This is a genomic window from Mycetohabitans sp. B8 (genome assembly GCF_021991875.1).
Taxonomy (GTDB): Bacteria; Pseudomonadota; Gammaproteobacteria; order Burkholderiales; family Burkholderiaceae; genus Mycetohabitans.
Window position 1 is genome coordinate 50217 of sequence record NZ_JAHLKR010000022.1, and the last position, 18710, is coordinate 68926.

The 18710-nt window shown below is 60.6% G+C and carries 19 protein-coding genes and 2 pseudogenes; 8 read left to right on the forward strand and 13 right to left on the reverse strand.

Annotated elements, in window-relative coordinates:
- Positions 1-366 precede the first annotated feature (366 nt).
- Together KQH60_RS13420 and ybiB are read left to right on the forward strand one after the other, a co-directional pair.
- Complete coding sequence (locus tag KQH60_RS13420; protein WP_237576923.1) at positions 367-732, forward strand: bacterioferritin-associated ferredoxin; 366 nt, start codon at positions 367-369, stop codon at positions 730-732.
- 24 nt (positions 733-756) lie between these two features.
- Positions 757-1767 (forward strand): DNA-binding protein YbiB, encoded by a 1011-nt coding sequence (gene ybiB / locus KQH60_RS13425; protein WP_237576924.1) that lies wholly within the window; start codon positions 757-759, stop codon positions 1765-1767.
- Between the two features lie 520 nt (positions 1768-2287).
- On the opposite strand, the gene KQH60_RS13430 is transcribed toward ybiB, so the two are convergent.
- Positions 2288-2866, reverse strand: coding sequence for an acyloxyacyl hydrolase (locus tag KQH60_RS13430; protein WP_237576925.1), 579 nt, complete (start codon positions 2864-2866; stop codon positions 2288-2290).
- A gap of 302 nt (positions 2867-3168) precedes the next feature.
- Here KQH60_RS13430 and rpoH point away from each other — a divergent pair, with 302 nt between their 5' ends.
- From rpoH to cydX, 5 genes are all read left to right on the forward strand, one after another.
- Positions 3169-4095 carry an RNA polymerase sigma factor RpoH gene (gene rpoH, locus KQH60_RS13435; protein WP_237576926.1) on the forward strand — a complete coding sequence of 309 codons (927 nt, stop codon included), beginning with the start codon at positions 3169-3171 and terminating at the stop codon, positions 4093-4095.
- A gap of 270 nt (positions 4096-4365) precedes the next feature.
- A complete protein-coding gene (gene cydP, locus KQH60_RS13440) occupies positions 4366-4578 on the forward strand; it encodes a cytochrome oxidase putative small subunit CydP (RefSeq protein ID WP_237576927.1) in 213 nt (70 codons plus the stop codon).
- Positions 4568-6184 carry a cytochrome ubiquinol oxidase subunit I gene (locus KQH60_RS13445; protein WP_237576928.1) on the forward strand — a complete coding sequence of 539 codons (1617 nt, stop codon included), beginning with the start codon at positions 4568-4570 and terminating at the stop codon, positions 6182-6184. The genes cydP and KQH60_RS13445 overlap by 11 nt, the downstream gene beginning before the upstream one ends.
- 39 nt (positions 6185-6223) lie before the next feature.
- Positions 6224-7363, forward strand: a complete 1140-nt coding sequence (cydB, locus tag KQH60_RS13450; protein ID WP_237576929.1) for a cytochrome d ubiquinol oxidase subunit II — start codon at positions 6224-6226, stop codon at positions 7361-7363.
- 40 nt (positions 7364-7403) lie between these two features.
- On the forward strand, positions 7404-7526 hold the full coding sequence (gene cydX / locus KQH60_RS13455; protein WP_237576930.1) for a cytochrome bd-I oxidase subunit CydX: 123 nt from the start codon (positions 7404-7406) through the stop codon (positions 7524-7526).
- Positions 7527-7634: 108 nt separating this feature from the next.
- Here cydX and KQH60_RS13460 read toward each other — a convergent pair.
- The 7 genes and pseudogenes from KQH60_RS13460 to KQH60_RS13490 all read right to left on the reverse strand — a co-directional run bounded on the left by KQH60_RS13460 (position 7635) and on the right by KQH60_RS13490 (position 13615).
- Positions 7635-8453, reverse strand: a pseudogene (locus KQH60_RS13460) (hypothetical protein).
- Between the two features lie 45 nt (positions 8454-8498).
- On the reverse strand, positions 8499-9302 hold the full coding sequence (locus KQH60_RS13465) for a MetQ/NlpA family ABC transporter substrate-binding protein (RefSeq protein WP_237576931.1): 804 nt from the start codon (positions 9300-9302) through the stop codon (positions 8499-8501).
- 155 nt (positions 9303-9457) lie between these two features.
- Entirely contained in the window at positions 9458-10009 is a 552-nt protein-coding gene (locus KQH60_RS13470) for an SCO family protein (protein WP_237576979.1), read from the reverse strand.
- A gap of 116 nt (positions 10010-10125) precedes the next feature.
- Entirely contained in the window at positions 10126-11031 is a 906-nt protein-coding gene (gene cyoE, locus KQH60_RS13475; protein ID WP_237576932.1) for a heme o synthase, read from the reverse strand.
- Between the two features lie 7 nt (positions 11032-11038).
- Positions 11039-12148 (reverse strand): heme A synthase, encoded by a 1110-nt coding sequence (locus tag KQH60_RS13480; RefSeq protein ID WP_237576933.1) that lies wholly within the window; start codon positions 12146-12148, stop codon positions 11039-11041.
- A 41-nt stretch (positions 12149-12189) separates the two neighbouring features.
- Positions 12190-12807 (reverse strand): cytochrome C oxidase subunit I, encoded by a 618-nt coding sequence (locus tag KQH60_RS13485; RefSeq protein WP_237576980.1) that lies wholly within the window; start codon positions 12805-12807, stop codon positions 12190-12192.
- Between the two features lie 106 nt (positions 12808-12913).
- On the reverse strand, positions 12914-13615 hold the full coding sequence (locus KQH60_RS13490) for an SURF1 family protein (protein WP_237576981.1): 702 nt from the start codon (positions 13613-13615) through the stop codon (positions 12914-12916).
- A gap of 72 nt (positions 13616-13687) precedes the next feature.
- On the opposite strand from KQH60_RS13490, the gene KQH60_RS13495 reads away from it, so the two are divergent.
- On the forward strand, positions 13688-13897 hold the full coding sequence (locus tag KQH60_RS13495; RefSeq protein ID WP_237576982.1) for a twin transmembrane helix small protein: 210 nt from the start codon (positions 13688-13690) through the stop codon (positions 13895-13897).
- A gap of 68 nt (positions 13898-13965) precedes the next feature.
- Here KQH60_RS13495 and KQH60_RS13500 read toward each other — a convergent pair whose 3' ends face one another.
- From KQH60_RS13500 to KQH60_RS13520, 5 genes and pseudogenes are all read right to left on the reverse strand, one after another.
- On the reverse strand, positions 13966-14823 hold the full coding sequence (locus KQH60_RS13500; protein ID WP_237576934.1) for a cytochrome c oxidase subunit 3: 858 nt from the start codon (positions 14821-14823) through the stop codon (positions 13966-13968).
- A 74-nt stretch (positions 14824-14897) separates the two neighbouring features.
- Complete coding sequence (locus KQH60_RS13505; RefSeq protein ID WP_237576935.1) at positions 14898-15125, reverse strand: DUF2970 domain-containing protein; 228 nt, start codon at positions 15123-15125, stop codon at positions 14898-14900.
- A 228-nt stretch (positions 15126-15353) separates the two neighbouring features.
- Positions 15354-16964: a cytochrome c oxidase subunit I gene (ctaD, locus tag KQH60_RS13510; protein WP_237576936.1), complete on the reverse strand. Its 1611-nt coding sequence runs from the start codon at positions 16962-16964 to the stop codon at positions 15354-15356.
- A gap of 84 nt (positions 16965-17048) precedes the next feature.
- A pseudogene (gene coxB, locus KQH60_RS13515) lies at positions 17049-18233 on the reverse strand (cytochrome c oxidase subunit II); the annotation flags it as partial.
- Positions 18227-18640 carry a DUF2244 domain-containing protein gene (locus KQH60_RS13520; RefSeq protein WP_237576937.1) on the reverse strand — a complete coding sequence of 138 codons (414 nt, stop codon included), beginning with the start codon at positions 18638-18640 and terminating at the stop codon, positions 18227-18229. The gene KQH60_RS13520 and the pseudogene coxB, both read right to left, overlap by 7 nt.
- Between the last annotated feature and the right edge of the window lie 70 nt (positions 18641-18710).

Genomic DNA, 18710 nt, shown 5'->3' on the forward strand with positions numbered 1-18710 from the left:
CATTGGACGAAACGCCCAAGTTTAAACCGAGACCGATCACTGCGGCAGTGACGCGGTCCTCCGAGTGCTTCACCCATCGCGGCTTGCGCCGCGCCGCCGTAATGGCGCGGGATACCACGAGAGCGGCGCAGGCCGGCCCGTCGTCGCGTGGCACACAGCAGTGCGCGCAGGGTCCAGCGTGGCGCCATACCGCACCATCGCTGCACGGCCCAGAACAGCTCGATCGGACATCGCACACAAACACATCATAGCGTGATGTTTAAGCGAAATGAGCATACAAGTCGTCTTCTATCGTTCAATCCAGCCGTGACCGTGCGTCGATGTGCGATGCGCGGTCCCCATCGACGCACAGGCATGGTGACGAGGATGAGGCTCGTGACGGTCGGCAACGCAATGGCCGGCGTACGCACGCTTAAAGCGTGGCTCAAGCGCGCCCCGAACCTGTACGACCATGCCGGCGAGCGGGTCACACCGCTCACCCGCCTACTGCTGCGCTCTGCGCTGAACGCTGGCTCGGCGCCGCCTGCACGCGACAAGACAATATGCAACTGCGTCGGGGGCAGCGAACGTTCGATCACCGATGCACTTTCGGAACTGCAAGCCGGTGACGATCTCCAATCCGGCGTGGCCTATCTTGCGCACTTGCAGCAAAGCCTTGGATGCGGTACTCAGTGTGGTTCCTGCATTCCCGAAGTGAAACGGCTGATCGCGTCGGCACACGCGCTTGCGTAGCCGGTGCATCGGTTGCCCAATGTCATGATCGAATCAAACCCTTTGTTTGAGAGCCCCTCCGGCAGCACAAATTTTCGTTGTGCGCCGTTGATCAAGGAAATCGGACGAGGAGCGCGCGGCGCACGCGCGCTTTCACACGATGATGCCTATGCGCTCTATGCCGCGATGCTCGACGGGCGCGTCTCCGATGTCGAGTTGGGCGCAGTGGTGCTCGCCTACAGAGTCAAGGGCGAGACGCCGCAGGAGCTGGCAGCGATGCTCGCTGCAGCGCACGCGTCGCTTAGGCTACTCGCCACGCGCGGCGATCGCTACCGCCCCGTGTCGATACCGAGCTACAACGGCGCGCGCAAGCAGCCAAACCTCACACCGCTGCTCGCCTTGTTGCTTGCGCGTCGCGGCGTGCCGGTACTCGTGCATGGCGTGACAGTGGACCCAGGACGGGTGACCAGCGCCGAAATCTTTGCCGAATTGGACCTGCCGGCTGTACGCTCGATCGACGAAATCGACCCGGCACTCGCTCACGCGCGGCTCGCATTCGCGCCGATCGACGTGCTCGCGCCCAAGATGTCCCGCTTGCTCGGGCTACGTGCGACACTCGGCGTGCGCAATACGACCCATACACTGGTCAAGCTGCTGCAGCCGTTCGCCGAACCGGGACTGCGGCTGGTCAACTATACCCATCCAGCCTACCGTGACAGCCTATCAGCGCTGTTTTGCGATTTCCCGCAGGCGGCAGCCGGTGGTGTGTTGCTGGCGCGTGGAACCGAGGGAGAGGCCGCGGCCGATACCCGACGCCAGGTGCAGGTCGATTGGCTGCATGATCAAGTATGCGAGACACTGGTCGATGCTGAACGTGCATCGACGCAAGCACCCGTGGTCGAACTGCCCGATGCGTTGGATGCGGCAACGACCGCGCGATGGATAACGGATGTACTGGATGGCCACGCGAGGGCACCCGAGGCCATCGTGAAGCAAGTCGAACTCATCGAGCGCGTTGCCCGATGGAAGGAAGCGAGACAGGCGCCGTGCGCGTGAGCGCATCGGCCGCTGCGGCCGATCAGCCACGCTATCCGCGTGCGTTCCACGCACATTTGCACAACGGCACAATGTTTCGCATGGGCCACAAAATCCTTTCATCGCGCTGACATCCGTACCGGTCTACGCCCAGCCAAAACCGCATCAAATCGCCTACCCGCCGTTGGCAAGCGCTTGCAAGACCATCGCCGGTCGTTTGACAGCGGCCATTCAATCCGCATACAGGGCCGCGCATGCATTCGTCTTCGACACTTCACGTCCTCATCCGCGTCGCACTACGGCTATTGCTATGATTAGCGTAAGTCGACGATCGAATCGATTACTCAACGCTTGCTTTCAACGCTTGCCGTTCGTAGGCACATAGCTCGTGTGGTCGGCAATCAACGTATCCAGCCACTCGCCGTTGCCGTCGACTATTGTTTTTGAAAGCGTTCGCGCTCCAGCCCCGGATCGTCTCGATAACCTTGGCCGCCCTCTGTACCTCGCTTCGAACGCGAAACGGGCCGAACGCGGCACCGCTTCAGAAGTTGTATTGCAGGTGAAACTGCGTGAAATTGATACCCGGATTGGGCCGCTTGATACCGCCATTAGACACATGTTGGAAGCGAAACCCCGCCTGGTATTGCTGACGTTCGCCGAACTGCGCGCCGACGCCGACCATGTCCGCGAACTGGAACGCCGAGGAGACAGTGAAGCGCTCGGAAATGCGCGGGTGCGTCAACAACCGCACGCCCACACCCGCCTCGACAAAGGGGCGAAACTGGCCGCTGTTCTTGATGAAACGCACGACCGGCGTCACGCCGAACTCGCCAATATTCGAATGTGCGTCGCCTTCGTCCTGGCGCCAATAGGACACATGGACCTCACCGACCAGTACAAAGTGCCAAGATCCCGTATCCCACCATGTCAGATCCGGATCCCATATCAGCGCCAGTCCGCCCTTCTTGATGTGGCGGTCTCCGAGTCCGCCGCCGAGTTGGACGCCAAACCGGTCCGCGTGGGCTGCCGCACTAGCGGCCAGCGCCAGCGCCACCAACGCGGCGCGCGCCACACACCGCGTTGTCGCTGCCGGGCCGTGCTTCGTCGTGAACGTATTCATTACTCTCCAATATTAAGCAAGCACTGACAAACGGGGTTGGATCGCCATTTTAGGTCGTCGCGTGGATCGCTGCTCAATACGCCCCTCTGTGCCTTCATGCCCAGCCGCACACCAGAGGAAACTTCTTTTCACGCCGGCATGTCAATTCAAATAACTATTAGAATTGACATATCAATAGTTCAAACAAACCTGCGGCGCCATCGGCATTCAAATGATTTAGCACTCAATGGAGTTGAGTGCTAAGATAAGGCGGAATGCCTTTTGCGCAGTCGTGCATGGAGCTGCCCATCAAGGAGTAACGAGTGAGCAACGCAATGACCCTACCGACCCCTGCAAGCCTGGCGCCGGCTGGCGCGGGCGCGCTGGCGCTCGCCCCGAAGTCGATGCTGCCGGGTACGTTGGGTAATCTCGACGCTTACATTCAGGCGGTCAACCGGATCCCGCTGTTGTCGCAGGACGATGAAACGCGCCTTGCGATCGAATACCGCGAACAGAACAACTTGGATGCCGCACGCCAGCTGGTGCTGTCGCATCTGCGGCTGGTCGTGTCGATCGCGCGCAACTATCTGGGTTACGGCCTGCCTCACGCGGACCTGATCCAGGAAGGCAACATCGGCCTGATGAAGGCCGTCAAGCGCTTCGATCCGCGCCAGAACGTACGGCTGGTGTCGTATGCGATTCATTGGATCAAGGCCGAGATCCACGAATACATCCTGCGCAACTGGCGCATGGTGAAAGTCGCAACGACAAAAGCGCAGCGCAAGCTGTTCTTCAATCTGCGCAGACATAAGCAGGGCATGCAGCCCTTCACACCGGACGAGATCGAAGGGCTCGCGAAGGAACTGAACGTCAAGCGCGAAGAAGTGACCGAGATGGAAACGCGGCTGGCCGGCGGCGATATCGCGCTCGAAGGGCAGTTCGAGGATGGCGAGGAATCATTCGCGCCGATCGCCTACCTGGCCGACTCGCGTACCGAGCCGACCGCGGTGCTCGCTTCACGCCAGCGCGACCTGCTGCAGACTGAAGGCCTGGCCGATGCACTTGAATCCCTCGATGCGCGCAGCCGTCGCATCATCGAAGCGCGCTGGCTGCAAGTACACGACGACGGCTCGGGCGGCGCGACGCTGCACGAACTAGCTGACGAGTTCGGCGTGTCCGCTGAGCGCATCCGCCAAATCGAGGCGAGCGCGATGAAGAAGATGCGCGGCGCACTGCAGCAGTACGCGTGAGCGTTTACCGCGCGCACTCGTCAGACCCGGCTTCGGCCGGGTTTTTGTTTGCACCGCGACAAATCGACACAATCCCGCTGCGCGGGGCCGCAGTGCGGTGAAAATGCGGCGGTTTGACGCGTCGCAATAACTGTCCCTCATTACCCCCCACCTATAAAATGCGTTTCGTTGAAGTCGCGCCTGCCGCGCAGCCCACGAAACACTATGCTCAGCCACGACGTTCGCCGTAGCACCGATACCGACCGTGCCGGCCCTGCACAGCGCCCCGGTATGCTAGCCGCAATTTGGCACCGCCCTGGACTGGTTCGCGAGTTGACACTGGTTGTGATGGCCAAGGTCGCGATCCTGCTCGTCTTCAAGTACACGTTGTTCAGTCATCCCCAGGCACCGCACATGGAACTGCCGCCAGCTCAGGTCGCGCAAGCGCTGTTATCGGTGCCCGCATCACATCCGCCCGCTTCAGGTGATCATCATGATAAGTAGCGAAGTCGTCGACCTTTCGCGGCTGCAGTTCGCCATTACTGCGCTGTACCACTTTCTTTTCGTCCCACTGACGCTAGGCTTGTCCTGGCTGTTGGTCATCATGGAAGCCGTCTATGTGATGACCCGCAAGCAGGTCTACAAGGACATGACCCAGTTCTGGGCCAAGCTGTTTGGCATCAATTTTGCGATGGGCGTGGTGACCGGCATCACGCTGGAGTTCCAATTCGGCACGAACTGGTCGTACTACTCGCACTACGTCGGCGATATTTTCGGCGTGCCGCTCGCGGTGGAAGGCCTGATGGCGTTCTTCCTCGAATCGACATTCGTTGGACTCATGTTCTTCGGCTGGAACCGGCTGTCGCGCGTCGGGCATCTGACCGTCACGTTCCTCGTCGCACTCGGCTCGAATCTGTCGGCGTTGTGGATACTGATCGCCAACGGCTGGATGAACCATCCGGTCGGCGCCGAATTCAATTACGAGACGATGCGCATGGAACTAACCAGCTTGTTTGAGGTGGTGTTCAATCCGGTCGCGCAGGTCAAGTTCGTCCATACCGTGTCGGCAGGCTATGTGACGGCAGCGATGTTCGTGCTCGGCGTATCCTCGTGGTATTTGTTGAAGAAGCGCGACGTCGACTTCGCATTGCGCTCATTTGCCGTCGCGGCCGGCTTTGGGCTGGCTTCGACGCTGTGCGTGATCGTGCTCGGCGACGAATCGGGTTACACGACCGGCGAAGTGCAGCAAGCCAAGCTCGCCGCGATCGAATCGGAATGGACCACCGAGCCGGCACCGGCTGCGTTCACCATATTCGGATTGCCGAACCAGGACGAGCAACGCACCGACTACGCGCTGCGCATACCCTACGCGCTAGGACTGATCGCCACGCGCTCGATCGACGAACCCGTGGTCGGGCTGTGCGATCTGATCTCTCAGAATGAGCAGCGCATCCGCAACGGTATCGTCGCGTACGGGGCGCTGCAAAAGATGAAGCAGGGCGATACGTCCGATGCAACGCGTGCGGTGTTTGACGCCCACAAGAACAACCTCGGCTACGGGCTGCTCGTCAAGCGCTATGCACCGGACGTGCTGAATGCGACTGACGCGCAAATCGCCGAGGCGGCCAAGCACTCGATTCCTCCCGTGGCGCCGGTGTTCTGGTCATTCCGGCTGATGGTCGGTCTGGGCATCCTGTTCCTCGTGACATTCGTGCTCGCCTTCTGGTTCTGCGCCACACGCAGTGTGGCGCATGAGAGCCGGCGCTGGTTCCTGCGCTGGTGCGTCTGGGCGATCCCGTTGCCGTGGCTCGCCGCCGAGTTTGGCTGGATCGTCGCCGAAATGGGCCGCCAGCCGTGGACGATCGCCGGTGTGCTGCCAACGTTCTCGTCAGCCTCCAGCCTGGCACCTTCGGACCTGTACTTGAGCATCGGCGGGTTCGTCTTGTTCTACACGGTGCTATTCATCGTCGAGATCACGCTGATGTTCAAGTATGCAAGGCTCGGGCCGTCGTCGCTGCATACCGGCCGCTACCACCACGAGCAACCGCAGCAGCATGACGACGCAACCGCTTACGAAACCCAACAGCTGTCTCACGTAGGGCAAGCCTGATGCCGTGGATCGAAGCCTTTGTTACTGGACAAAATCACTATGTTTGACTATCCAACTTTGAAGGTCATTTGGTGGGTGCTGATCGGCGTCTTGCTGCTCGGCTTCGCGCTCACCGACGGCTTCGACATGGGTGTCGGCGCACTACTGCCGTTCATCGGCAAGACCGACACCGAACGTCGCGTGATCATCAACGCGATTGGCCCTACCTGGGAAGGCAATCAGGTGTGGCTGATCACGGCCGGCGGCGCAATGTTCGCCGCGTGGCCGCTGGTCTACGCCGCTTCCTTTTCCGGCTTCTATTTCGCGATGCTGCTGGTGTTGTTCGCGCTATTCATGCGGCCGGTCGGCTTCGAGTACCGCGCCAAGCGCGATGATCCGCGGTGGCGTGCGAGTTGGGACTGGGCGTTGTTCGCCGGCAGCGCGATTCCGGCGCTGGTATTCGGCGTCGCGTTTGGCAACCTGTTGCAAGGCGTGCCGTTCCGCTTCGACGACGAACTGCGCGTGAGCTACCATGGCGGCTTCTTCGCGCTGCTGAACCCGTTCGCGGTGCTGTGCGGTGCGGTCAGCGTCGGCATGCTGATCGCGCACGGCGCCGCGTTCCTGCGTATCAAAACCGAAGGGGCAATAGCGCGCCGCGCGTCGCACGTGTTGCGCATCGCATCGCTGATCACGGTCGTGCTGTTCATCATGGCCGGCACCCTCGTGGCCACCCGCATCACCGGCTTCGAGATCACCCGCGCGGCGCCGCTGGACGCGCTGGCCAACCCGCTGCTCAAGGGCGTGGCTGCCGCGCCCGGCCTGTGGATGGCCAACTACGTCGCCTACCCATGGATGATGCTCGCGCCGGCGCTGGGCATCGTGGCCGGCGTACTCGCACTGGCGCTTGCCTCGTCGCGCTTCACCGTCGTGGGCTTCATCATGACGGGGCTGCTGGTGACCGGCGTGATCCTGACCGCAGGCTTTTCGATGTTTCCATTTATCATGCCATCGTCGCTGGACCTGGCCAGTAGCCTGACGCTGTGGGACTCGACGTCGAGCCACCGCACACTGGGCATCATGCTAATCGTGGTGATCGTGTTCGTGCCGCTGATCATGCTGTACACCAGCTGGGTCTATCGCGTGATGCGCGGTAAGGTCACCGAGCAAGGCGTGCAAAGCAACACGCACTCGATGTACTGAGCGGCGCTTATCTCAACCGATCGATCTGACGGAGCAGAGCATGTGGTATTTCAGCTGGATATTGGGTATTGGCGTCGCACTCGCGTTCGGCGTCATCAACGCGATGTGGCTCGAGTCGCATCGCGAAGCACAAAGACTTGCAGAGCCTAACACGAAGAAGTAACGCGCTGAAATGGCCGGTGGCGGCCGAAGGTTTTCACCAATCCCGTGCACCTCGCCCAAAGTCGCCGCCGCGGCCGCGACTTTGGGCGAGGCCAACACCTTTTTAAGCCTATTCGACAACGGCTTCTCCTTCGACGTACGTGGCCACGAGCGTCAGTTCGCGATCGATCACCACTAGGTCGGCCCATGCGCCCCGCTCGATGCGACCACGGTCGACCAGCCCCAAATAGTCCGCCGCATGACGCGATAGACGTGCCGACACGTCAGCGATCGGCAAACCGATCGAGACGAGATTGCGCAGCGCTTGGTCCATCGTCAGGGTGCTGCCCGCCAGCGTGCCATCGGCCAGCCGCCTAGACACTATACGAGCCAAGCGAATGGCCGAGTTGAACGCGCACCCCGCGCGTGGCGAGTTCGCGTACGATGTCCATGTGCCCGGCGATTTCGGGCGCCAGCGTGACGACGCGGATGGGGTCCAACGCCAAATACTCGATGACTTCGTCGAGCACCGCGACCGTGGCTGCCACCGGCTGGACACCGAGCTTGCCAGGATTGATGTACGGACCCTCCAGATGCACGCCCAGCAGTCGCGCGGCGCCCCCGCCTGCCGCTCGCGCGCTAAAGTACCCAGGCCGGCAATCACGGACTTCAGCTGCTCTCGTGGCGCGGTCATCGTCGTGGCCAGCAAGCTTGTCGTCCCATGGCGCGCATGGGCACGGGCAATCGTGTTGACCGCCGTGCCGCCATCCATCACGTCCGCCCCACCGCCACCGTACACATGCAGGTCGATAAAACCAGGCAGGATGTACGGCTGGTCATTGCGGGCGGGATCTGTGTGTTCGCCATCGATCGTCGCGATGCGTCCGTCGGCGAACTCTAATCGGCCGAGCAGCCAGCCGTCAGGGGGCAAGCTGTTTCCGCAGAGCATGAAAGCCGTGTACGGGCCTCTGGCAGCCGGCCGCGCGTTAGCGCCTTAAAACGCGGGCAGGATCGCGCCTTTGAATTGCGTCTTGAGGAACCTGCGAATGTCGTCGGACTCGTACACGGCCACCAGCTTCTTCACCCACGGCTGATCCTTGTCCTGCACGCGCACGGCGATCAGGTTTGCATACGGTCCCTTCAAATCTTCGAGCGCGATCGCATCCTTGGTCGGCGAGAAGCCGGCGCTCACCGCGTAGTTGTTATTGATCGATGCGGCAGCCAGGTCATCGAGCGAGCGCGGCATCTGCGCGGCATCCAACTCGACCAGCTTGATCTTCTTTGGATTCTCAATCACATCCAGCGGCGTCGCGTTTACGCCACCCACGCCCGCGCCGGCCTTCAGCTTGATGATCCCGTATTTCTGCAGCAGCAACAGCGCGCGGTTGCCGTTAGACGGATCGTTCTGGATACCGACTTTAGCGCCTGCCGGCAGGTCCTTCAACGACTTAAACTTCTTCGAGTAGAAACCCATCGGCGACACATAAGTCAGGCCCACGTTCACAATCTTGTAGCCGCGCTGCTTAATTTGGCTGTCCAGGAACGGCTGGTGCTGGAAGCCGTTCGCGTCCAGGTCGCCAGCATCGAGCGCGGCATTCGGCTGCACGTAGTCATTGAATTCGATGACCTTGATCTTCAAACCGTTCTTCGCCGCCACCTTCGCCACTTCCTGCCAGATCTGCGCGTCCGGGCCGCTCATCGTGCCCACGCGCAGCACCGGATCGGCTCGCGCAACGTTCGACAATGCAGCTGCCATCGCGACGATGGGCAGTGTTTTCAGTAGTGTTCTGCGTAGCATGAATACCCCACGTCAATTTTAAGAACACGATGGTCGCATGGCTACGCGGATGAAGTGAACTACCGAATACGCATACGCTTATGCTTTTACGGGAAAGATCATCGGGCTACCGCGGCTACCGACTGCTGACTCCAACTTTCGAGCGCCGGACCCGCCTAGTCGAGCAACAACTTGAGGTCATGCACCCATGGCCCGGGACCTTGGCCATCTCGCGCGTACAGGCGCAGCTTGCCGGTAGGATCGAACACGTAGCTTGCGGCAGTGTGATCCATCGTATAATCGGCACCGTCGTTGCCCGGCACTTTCGCGTAGTACACGCGAAACGACTGGGTCACCTTCGACAGCTGCGCGTCATTGGCAGGCCGCAGGCCGATGAATGACGGGTTGAACGCCGCGACGTATTGCGCGAGCAACGACGCACTGTCGCGCTGGGGGTCGAGCGTGACGAACAGCACCTGCACGCGTTTTGCCTGGTCGCCCAATTGCTGCATCGCTTGTGCGAGCTCGGCCATCGTCGTCGGGCACACATCGGGGCAGTGCAGGTAGCCGAAGAACAGCACGACCACCTTGCCTTTGAAATCGGCCAGTGTGCGTACGTGGCCGTTGGTATCGGCAAGCGCGAAGTCGGTGCCGAAGTGGCTCGCGCCGGTGATGTCGACGTTCGTGAATGCCGGCTTGTCGCCGCAGCCCCCCAATGCGAACGCCATGCTGGCCACTACTGCGGCCACCGCGCGTCGCAACTTGCCGAGGTTCGCGCGAGCCGCTTTGCATGGATTGGATACCATCCGGGTCGCCGCCCAATGTAAAAAAACGCGCGCTGACATCAAAAGCCGATCCAACTGCGCGCGTAGTGATCAATCAGCAACGCAACGAACAACAGCGACAAATAGACGATCGAATACCGAAATGTTTTACGCGCGATCTCGTCCGAATAGTCGCGATACATCTTCCACGCGTAGCTCAAGAACAATACGCCGAGCACGACCGCGCTGGCAAGGTATAGCACCCCGCTCATGTCGGAGACGAACGGCATGAGCGTAACGGCAAACAGCACGAGCGTGTACAACAGGATATGCAGCGCGGTAAAGTGCACGCCATGGGTGACGGGCAGCATCGGCAATTTCGCGCACTCGTAGTCCTGGCGACGATACAGCGCCAGCGCCCAAAAATGCGGCGGCGTCCATACGAAGATGATCAGCACGAGGATCCACGCGTCGCCCGGCACCGCGCCCTGCACCGCCGCCCAGCCCAGCGCGGGCGGCATCGCGCCCGAGGCGCCGCCGATCACGATGTTCTGCGGCGTGGCGGGCTTTAGCAGCATCGTATAGATGACCGCGTAGCCGATGAACGTCGCGAACGTCAGCCACATCGTCAACGCATTCGTAAACGTGTACAGCGTCCACATGCCCAGCCCACCGAGCACTGCGGAAAAGGTCAGGATTTGTGCCGGCGTGATCTCGCCGCGCGCCGAAGGGCGCCATGCGGTACGCCGCATCCTCGCGTCGATACGTTGCTCGACCAAACAATTGATCGCGAACGCCGCGCCAGCGAACAGCCAGATGCCGACCGTGCCGCCGACCAGCTTCTGCCACGGCACCCTGCCGGGCGTAGACAGAAACATGCCGATCACCGCGCAGAACACGGCGAGTTGGGTGACACGCGGCTTGGTCAACGCCAAATACTGTGCGATGCGGCTACCGGACGAGGGACGCAGTGTTGTACTGTCCATTCGTGAATCACGCGGTGACGGCGCTCGATTCCGCCGATGAGGCGGCAACGGCGCGGCTGGAGGCAATATGCCAGTTTAACATGACAACGAGCAACAGCAGGATCGCCGCGCCGCCGTTGTGCGCGACGGCGACGGGCAGCGGCCATTGCAGCACGATGTTGGACAAGCCGGTCAGGAACTGCAGCACCACGACCGCCAGCACGCCGTCGGCAAGCCGTGTCAGTGCCTTCACGCGCCGTATGCACCACGCCCATCCGAGCAGATAGGCGATCACAATCATCGCGAATGTGCGATGCGTCCAGTGAATCGCCACGAGTGCGTCCTGGGTAATCATCTCGCCATGGGCATTCAGGCCGAGGGACCGCCACAAGTGGAATCCCTGTGCGAAGTCCATTGACGGCATCCATTGCCCGTTACAGGTTGGAAAGTCGGTGCACGCGAGCACGGCATAATTCGTGCTCACCCAGCCACCGAGCGCAATCTGCACGAGCAGCAGCGCAAGGGCGACAAGCGCGGCCGCAAAGCTGCGGCCGGTGGCCGGCTCCCGCCGTGGTGCGGGCGTCATGCGCGCGGCGAACAAGCCGAGCGCCGCCAGCAGCCCAAGGCCAAGCAGCAAATGCGTGGTCACGATGACCGGCTGCAGCTTCAACGTCACGGTCCACGCGCCGAATGCCCCCTGCACCAACACCCACGCCAACAACGCAGTCGGCCACCACGGCGAAGCTGGCAAGGGCTGGCCACGCCAGCGCCGCATCCATGCGATCGCGGTCATTAGCACGATCAACAGCCCAATGGCCATCGCAAAATAGCGGTGGATCATCTCGATCCAAGCCTTCATCACGCTAACCGGTCCGCTTGGCATCGCCGCATAGGCAGCAGCGATCGACGCATGCGCGGCAAACGGCGACGAACTTGCATAGCAGCCAGGCCAGTCCGGACAGCCCAGGCCCGAGTCGGTCAAGCGCGTGAAGCCGCCGAACATCACCAGATCCAGCGTCAAGAACATCGTTAGCCAGGCAAGCTTGCGATAGCGGTCCGAGCGGACCCGCCACAGGATCCAGCTAAGAGGCAACAGCGCGAGCGCCGCGCCGATTAGCGCAAGTTCAATGACAAACATGGCAATTCTGTATGGACGTCATGAAAAAGCGGTCCGCCCGTTTAGCCGATTCTCGACCATTTGAGCAGTTTGGTTAGGTCATGCTTGATCCGCGACGGGTCCGGATCACGCGGAAAGCGCATCATCAAGTTCCCGTTCGGGTCGACCAAGTAAATGTGTGCGGCGATCGAATCACTGGCCCGATCCGGATCGGGCGGCAGCCACGCGGCGAGTTGCGCCGGCGGCACGATGAGTTTGCACGTGTCTGAATACGCGTTGGCAACGCGCTCCGGTATCGCGCCGTCGTCGGTCCGCAGCCATACAGTCCGTACTCGCTCACGTTCAGCACCTTGCGTCGCGCGCACTTGCCGCATGAAGTACAGCTTCTTCGCACAGGCGTCATCGCAGGCGCTCGGATCGACCGAAATCAACAGCCACTTACCTTTCAGCGAATCGAGCCGCATTGGATGACCGGTTTCGTCGCGCACGACGAGATTGTCCGGAATCGGCCGTTGCGGCTGGATTAATTGGCCGTAGCTGCCCGAGCCACCGGTGGACTTGAACACGTAGTACATCAAGTACGACGCGATAACGGGCGCGGCACAAACCGCGGCCAGCAGCAGCAGCATCCACCGCGCGCGCTGCCTGCCGCGGCGGGATGCGGGCACGCCGGTGGCCATCGGGCCATGGCGCTTACCCGGTACGTCGAGACCGGGTTTTGATCGAGAAGAATCCGTCAACGCTACACTCCTTCACACTTCGTTCACGACATCGGTTGGCACGCGACTACACGTTGCGGGCGGCGCGGCGCGCCGCATAGAGCCCGAAAGCAAGCGCCGCCAACGCCATGCCCCACCACTGCACCATATAGCCGTAGTTGCGCTCGACGCCGGTATCCGGCGCCGGCCAGTCACGTACCAGCCCGTCCGCCGTATCGTTGGTCTGTTGCAGCACGAATGGCTCCAGCGGCAAACCGATCTCCGCTGCGTACGATGCCACATCCAGGTTTTGGCGGATTAACTGGTGTGGCGCCGATCCACCTTGCCCAAGTTCGAACGCGCGCGACGCGTCTGCCCGAGCGACGCCTTCAATCGTCACAACGCCGGACGGCGTGCGATAGGGCGCGATCACGCCGCGCTGCTGCACGTTGCGAGGCAACCAGCCCCGATTGACCAACACATAGCCACCTGTCTCCAGCTTCAACGGCATGACGACATAGAAGCCAGGCTGGTCGTTGTACAGCCGGTTGTCCAAATAGACCGTCGAGTCCGGCACGAACCGACCGCGCGCCACGATGCGGTGGAACTCGACCTCCGCCAGGGCTGGCCTGCGATCGTCCAGCGATATCGGGCTCGCCTGCTCGAACCGCTCGATACGCGCCTGCAGCGCCTCTTTCTGGTGCGCGCGGTCGCGCTGCCAGAAACCGAGTCGCACCGTGACCGCGACGACGATCAGCACGATCAGCGCGGGCCAGAAGCGAATTTTCAGCATGCGGGCTCAACTCCGCCAGACACCGAACGGGGTGAGATAATATTGAAACAGTCTTTTCCGGCCTTCTTCATGCATATCCTCGTTGCAATCGCGTTCGCGCTGATCATCGCCAGCATGGCATGCGCACTGTACTTTATGATGCACGATCGCGGCACGACCAAGCGCATGGTGTGGTCGCTGGCTACGCGCGTCGGCCTGTCGATTTCACTGTTCCTGTTCATCCTGCTTGCGCATTGGATGGGCTGGATCGAATCAACCGGCATTCCATACGGGCGATAAGCTTCTTCACTTATCGCATAAAGTAAAACGCCGCCCTCGGCGAGGGCGGCGTTTTGTCGCAGCGGGCACTACATCCAGTAGACGACCACATACAGTCCCAGCCACACAACGTCGACGAAGTGCCAGTACCACGCGGCGCCTTCAAATGCAAAGTGGTGATCCGGCTTGAAATGGCCCCGGATCAGCCGCACCAGCACAACGGCCAGCATCAGCGCACCCATTGTCACATGGAAGCCGTGGAATCCGGTCAACAGGAAGAACGTCGAGCCATAGACACCGGAGGTCAGCTTCAGATTCAGTTCGTTGTACGCGTGAAAATACTCATACCCTTGCATAAACAGGAAGATCACGCCGAGCAGGACCGTCGCAGCCAACCACACGATCGCCTTGTTGCGGTGATCGTCGCGCAACGCATGGTGCGCCACCGTCAGCGTCGCACCGGACGTGAGCAGCAACGCGGTGTTGATCGTCGGGATTGGCCACGGATGCATCGACTTGAAGTGCGCCACCAGGTTCGACGGGCCGTTGTTCGGCCACACCGCGGCAAAGTCAGGCCACACCAACTTCGCGTCGAGGTTGCCTAGGTCGTGCAGCGCGAATTGCCGCGCGTAGAACAGCGCGCCGAAGAACGCCGCGAAGAACATCACTTCGGAGAAGATGAACCAACTCATGCTCCACCGATACGACGTGTCGACACGTTTGCCATACAGCCCTACTTCGGACTCGCCGATCGAGTCGCCGAACCAGTGCCATAGCACGAACAGCAACCATACCAGACCAAGTGCGAACGTGAATGGCGCGAACGACACGCCATTAATCCAGCCGGCAAGCGAGCCGAGCATGGCCAGCAAGCCCACCGCCGCGGCTATCGGATGCTGCGACGGATTCGGTATGAAGTAATACGGGCTTTCATTTTGTCCGCTCATTGTTGATTCTCCACTTCAGTCCAGTTCTTTCTTGATGGCCCTGTCTTGTTCGCGCAGCATGCCGGCCAACGCCGTCAGGAAGCCGTTTGTGTCACCCAATGGATGATCACCAGCAAGATCCCGATGAACACCGCGGCGCAAGCCAGACCCGCGACGATCAGATGCAATGGGTTCAGGCCCGCCAGATCCCGTTCATGGTCCTTGCCCTTGCGTACGCCGAAAAACGACCACAACACCGCGCGTATCGATTGAGCGAAACTCGCGGCGGCGCGTCGCTTTAAGTCCTGCTGTCGATCAGGCATCGTCGCCCTCCCGCTTGTTTACGCGACCCAATGCTTGAGCACGACACTCACGAAGAAGACGACAACGATGCCAATCAGCACGGTCAGCAACCGCAGGTTGGCCGCGCGCTGCCGCGCCGGCATACGTCTTCTTTGTGAATTGCTTGCCATCATTTTGAGCCCCGGCTTGCGCCGGGGCCTGTCATGCCTGCCGCGCCGTCAGTGCAACACAGTGGCGCGACCAGCGGGTTATTCGACCCTCGGCGGCGTTTCAAACGTATGAAACGGCGCCGGACTCGGCACGGTCCATTCAAGGCCGACCGCGCCATCCCACGGCTTCTCGTCCGCCTTCACGTGCTCGCCATGGCCGCGATAGGCAGGCAACGCGACCGCCAGCAGGAAGTACACCTGCGCCAGTCCGAAACCGAAGGCACCGATCGTGGCGATCTGGTTGAAGTCGGTGAATTGCGCCGGATAGTCCGCGTAGCGGCGCGGCATACCGGCCAGTCCGAGGAAGTGCATCGGAAAGAACGTGATGTTGAAGAAAATCATCGACGCCCAGAAATGGATCTTTCCGCGTGTCTCGTTATACATCCAGCCGGTCCACTTCGGAGACCAGTAATACCATCCGGCAAACAGCGCGAACAGCGATCCGGCAACGAGTACGTAATGGAAGTGCGCGACCACGTAATACGTGCCATGAAGCGGGACATCGAGCGGCGCCATCGACAGGATCAATCCGGTAAAGCCACCCATCGTGAATACGAAGATAAAGCCGATGGCAAACAGCATCGGCGCCTCGAACGAGAGCGCGCCACGCCACATTGTCGCGACCCAGTTGAACACCTTCACGCCAGTGGGCACCGCGATGAGCATCGTCGCGTACATGAAAAATAGCTGGCCGGTGACCGGCATGCCCGTCACGAACATGTGGTGCGCCCATACCATGAACGACAGGATCGCAATCGACGCTGTCGCATACACCATCGAGCTATAGCCGAACAGCGGCTTGCGCGAGAATGCCGGTACGACCTGCGAGATGATCCCGAACGCCGGCAGAATCATGATATAGACTTCGGGGTGACCGAAAAACCAGAAGATGTGCTGATATAGCACCGGATCACCGCCGCCGGCTGGATTGAAAAACGCCGTACCAAAATGCCGATCAAACAACAACATCGTGATCGCACCGGCCAATACCGGCATCACCGCGATCAACAAGAATGCGGTGATCAGCCAGGTCCAGCAGAACATCGGCATCTTCATCAGCGTCATGCCGGGCGCGCGCATGTTCAGGATCGTCACGATAATGTTGATCGCGCCCATGATCGACGACGCACCCATGATGTGCACCGCGAAGATGCCCAGATCCATGCCCGGCCCCATTTGCACTGACAGCGGCGCATACAACGTCCATCCCGCGGCGGTCGCGCCGCCCGGCGAGAAAAACGAGCCGACCAGCAGTACCGCGGCAACCGGCAGCAGCCAGAAACTGAAGTTATTCATCCGCGCAAACGCCATGTCGGCCGCGCCGATTTGCAGTGGCACCATCCAATTCGCAAAGCCGACAAACGCTGGCATGATTGCGCCGAACACCATGATCAGCCCGTGCATCGTCGTGAGCTGATTGAAGAACTCGGGCCGCATAATCTGCAGGCCTGGTTCAAACAACTCCGCGCGGATCAGCAGCGCCATCACCCCGCCCGACAGAAACATCACGAACGAAAAAATCAGGTACAGCGTGCCAATGTCCTTGTGATTGGTCGCGAACAACCAGCGCCGCCAGCCATGCGGTTGATCGTGCGCATGGTCGTGTGCGTGATCGTGACCTGCCGCGACGTCGTGTCCGATCGTTGACATAACACTTCTCCTAAAACGAATTCCGGGGCCGAATCAACGGTTGCATGCGGGACATCAGGTGCCGTTGCCGGCTGCCACAACGGCGGGCATTTTGCCGCTGCGCGCGTGTGCAACTTGCCGTGGTTGCAATACCACACCATTGTGGTTGCCCCACGTATTGTTCACAAACGTAATGACCGACGCAATTTCGACGTCGTTGAGCGTCGGGCCCCATGCCGGCATTTGTCCCTTTCCATTCAGCACAACGTTCAAGTGTCCAGCAATCGGGCCTTTGACGACCGTGCTGCCGTCAAGCGCTGGGAACGGCCCAGTGCCCTTGCCGCTCGGTTGGTGGCAAACCGCGCAGTTGGCCGCATACACCTTTGCACCCTGCTCCTTCAGTTCATCCATCGTATACGTTTTGTTCGGCTCGTTTGCGGACGCGCTCATTTTCTTTTGCTCGTCGGCGACCCATTTCGCATAGTCTTCCGCACTCTTGACTTCAACAACAACCGGCATGTACGCGTGCTCTTTACCGCACAGCTCGGTGCAAAAACCACGATATGTACCGACCTTTTCGGCCTTAAACCAGGTTTCGCGCGTAAAACCGGGAATCGCGTCCTGCTTGACACCGAACGCAGGCACATACCAAGAGTGCACGACGTCCGCGGCCGTCGTGATAATCCGAATTTTCTGGCCCACCGGTACAACGAGCGGATTGTCGACTTCCTGCAGATAGGTATCGGAAATCGGCTCTTTGCCATTGATCATTGAGCGTGGCGTCGTCAGTGTCGACAGGAAGCTGATGCCCTCGCCCGGCCCCTTCACGTAGTCATAACCCCATTTCCATTGGTAGCCGGTGACCTTGATCGTCAAATCCGCGTTGGATGTGTCTTTCATTGCGACAACCGCCTTCGTCGCAGGCAGCGCCATCAGCACGACGATCAGGAACGGCACGACGGTCCAAATAATTTCGACGGTGGTGCTTTCATGAAAGTGGGCAGGTTTAAAGCCTTTCGATTTGCGGTGCACGATAATCGAATAGCACATCACACCAAACACGCCGACGAAGATCACCGCGCAAATGATCAGCATCAGCGTATGCAGACCGTAGAGCTCCTCGGCGATCTTGGTAACGGGCGGCTGAAAATTCAGTTGGTTAACCGCCGGGCCACCCGGCATGTCATTGACCGCCTGAGCCGTGCCTGCAACGAGCCACGTACTCGCGGCAAGCATGCCCACGAGGGCTCGCTTGATTGTTTTCATAGCTTCCTTAACCAAAATTACCATTCAGACTCGCCTCTCGCCCCACTGCCCCGGTGCCCACACGGCGCGCACTGCTTGAGCCACGCGCGCAACTCACGCTCGAACTCGGCGCGACGCTCGAACGCAAGATGCCGCCCAACCGATACCGACACCCGACCCGATGCCACGGTCACGCATTGGCGCGGCTCGCCGCCCGACTCGATCCGGACCCAGCAAGGGTTGAACTCGAACTGCGTGATGCTGCCGGCGCTCACCCGTCGGATCAAAAGACGGTCCGGGTACAGACGAATGTATTCGTAATCGACCGCATGGCGCGCGTAAATGATGAACGCAACACCCGCCGCGAGGAGTTCGATGCCCGTAAAAGGCAGCACCCGCCACGCGCCGCTGAGCGCGACGGCCAGACCAATATTGCGGCCCCTAAGTGACAAACTGACGCATTATAGGCGGGTTCATGGCCATCCACAAGCAACGCCAAACCGGCTCGAACCTTTGCCCGAC

Bases quoted from the DNA above. Each gene is read 5' to 3' on its own strand.
- KQH60_RS13420 (WP_237576923.1), top strand. From the start codon at position 367: ATGAGGCTCGTGACGGTCGGCAACGCAATGGCCGGCGTACGCACGCTT.
- ybiB (WP_237576924.1), top strand. From the start codon at position 757: ATGATCGAATCAAACCCTTTGTTTGAGAGCCCCTCCGGCAGCACAAAT.
- KQH60_RS13430 (WP_237576925.1), bottom strand. From the start codon at position 2,866: ATGAATACGTTCACGACGAAGCACGGCCCGGCAGCGACAACGCGGTGT.
- cydP (WP_237576927.1), top strand. From the start codon at position 4,366: ATGCTAGCCGCAATTTGGCACCGCCCTGGACTGGTTCGCGAGTTGACA.
- KQH60_RS13445 (WP_237576928.1), top strand. From the start codon at position 4,568: ATGATAAGTAGCGAAGTCGTCGACCTTTCGCGGCTGCAGTTCGCCATT.
- cydB (WP_237576929.1), top strand. From the start codon at position 6,224: ATGTTTGACTATCCAACTTTGAAGGTCATTTGGTGGGTGCTGATCGGC.
- cydX (WP_237576930.1), top strand. From the start codon at position 7,404: ATGTGGTATTTCAGCTGGATATTGGGTATTGGCGTCGCACTCGCGTTC.
- KQH60_RS13465 (WP_237576931.1), bottom strand. From the start codon at position 9,302: ATGCTACGCAGAACACTACTGAAAACACTGCCCATCGTCGCGATGGCA.
- KQH60_RS13470 (WP_237576979.1), bottom strand. From the start codon at position 10,009: ATGGCGTTCGCATTGGGGGGCTGCGGCGACAAGCCGGCATTCACGAAC.
- cyoE (WP_237576932.1), bottom strand. From the start codon at position 11,031: ATGGACAGTACAACACTGCGTCCCTCGTCCGGTAGCCGCATCGCACAG.
- KQH60_RS13480 (WP_237576933.1), bottom strand. From the start codon at position 12,148: ATGTTTGTCATTGAACTTGCGCTAATCGGCGCGGCGCTCGCGCTGTTG.
- KQH60_RS13485 (WP_237576980.1), bottom strand. From the start codon at position 12,807: ATGGCCACCGGCGTGCCCGCATCCCGCCGCGGCAGGCAGCGCGCGCGG.
- KQH60_RS13495 (WP_237576982.1), top strand. From the start codon at position 13,688: ATGCATATCCTCGTTGCAATCGCGTTCGCGCTGATCATCGCCAGCATG.
- KQH60_RS13500 (WP_237576934.1), bottom strand. From the start codon at position 14,823: ATGAGCGGACAAAATGAAAGCCCGTATTACTTCATACCGAATCCGTCG.
- KQH60_RS13505 (WP_237576935.1), bottom strand. From the start codon at position 15,125: ATGCCTGATCGACAGCAGGACTTAAAGCGACGCGCCGCCGCGAGTTTC.
- ctaD (WP_237576936.1), bottom strand. From the start codon at position 16,964: ATGTCAACGATCGGACACGACGTCGCGGCAGGTCACGATCACGCACAC.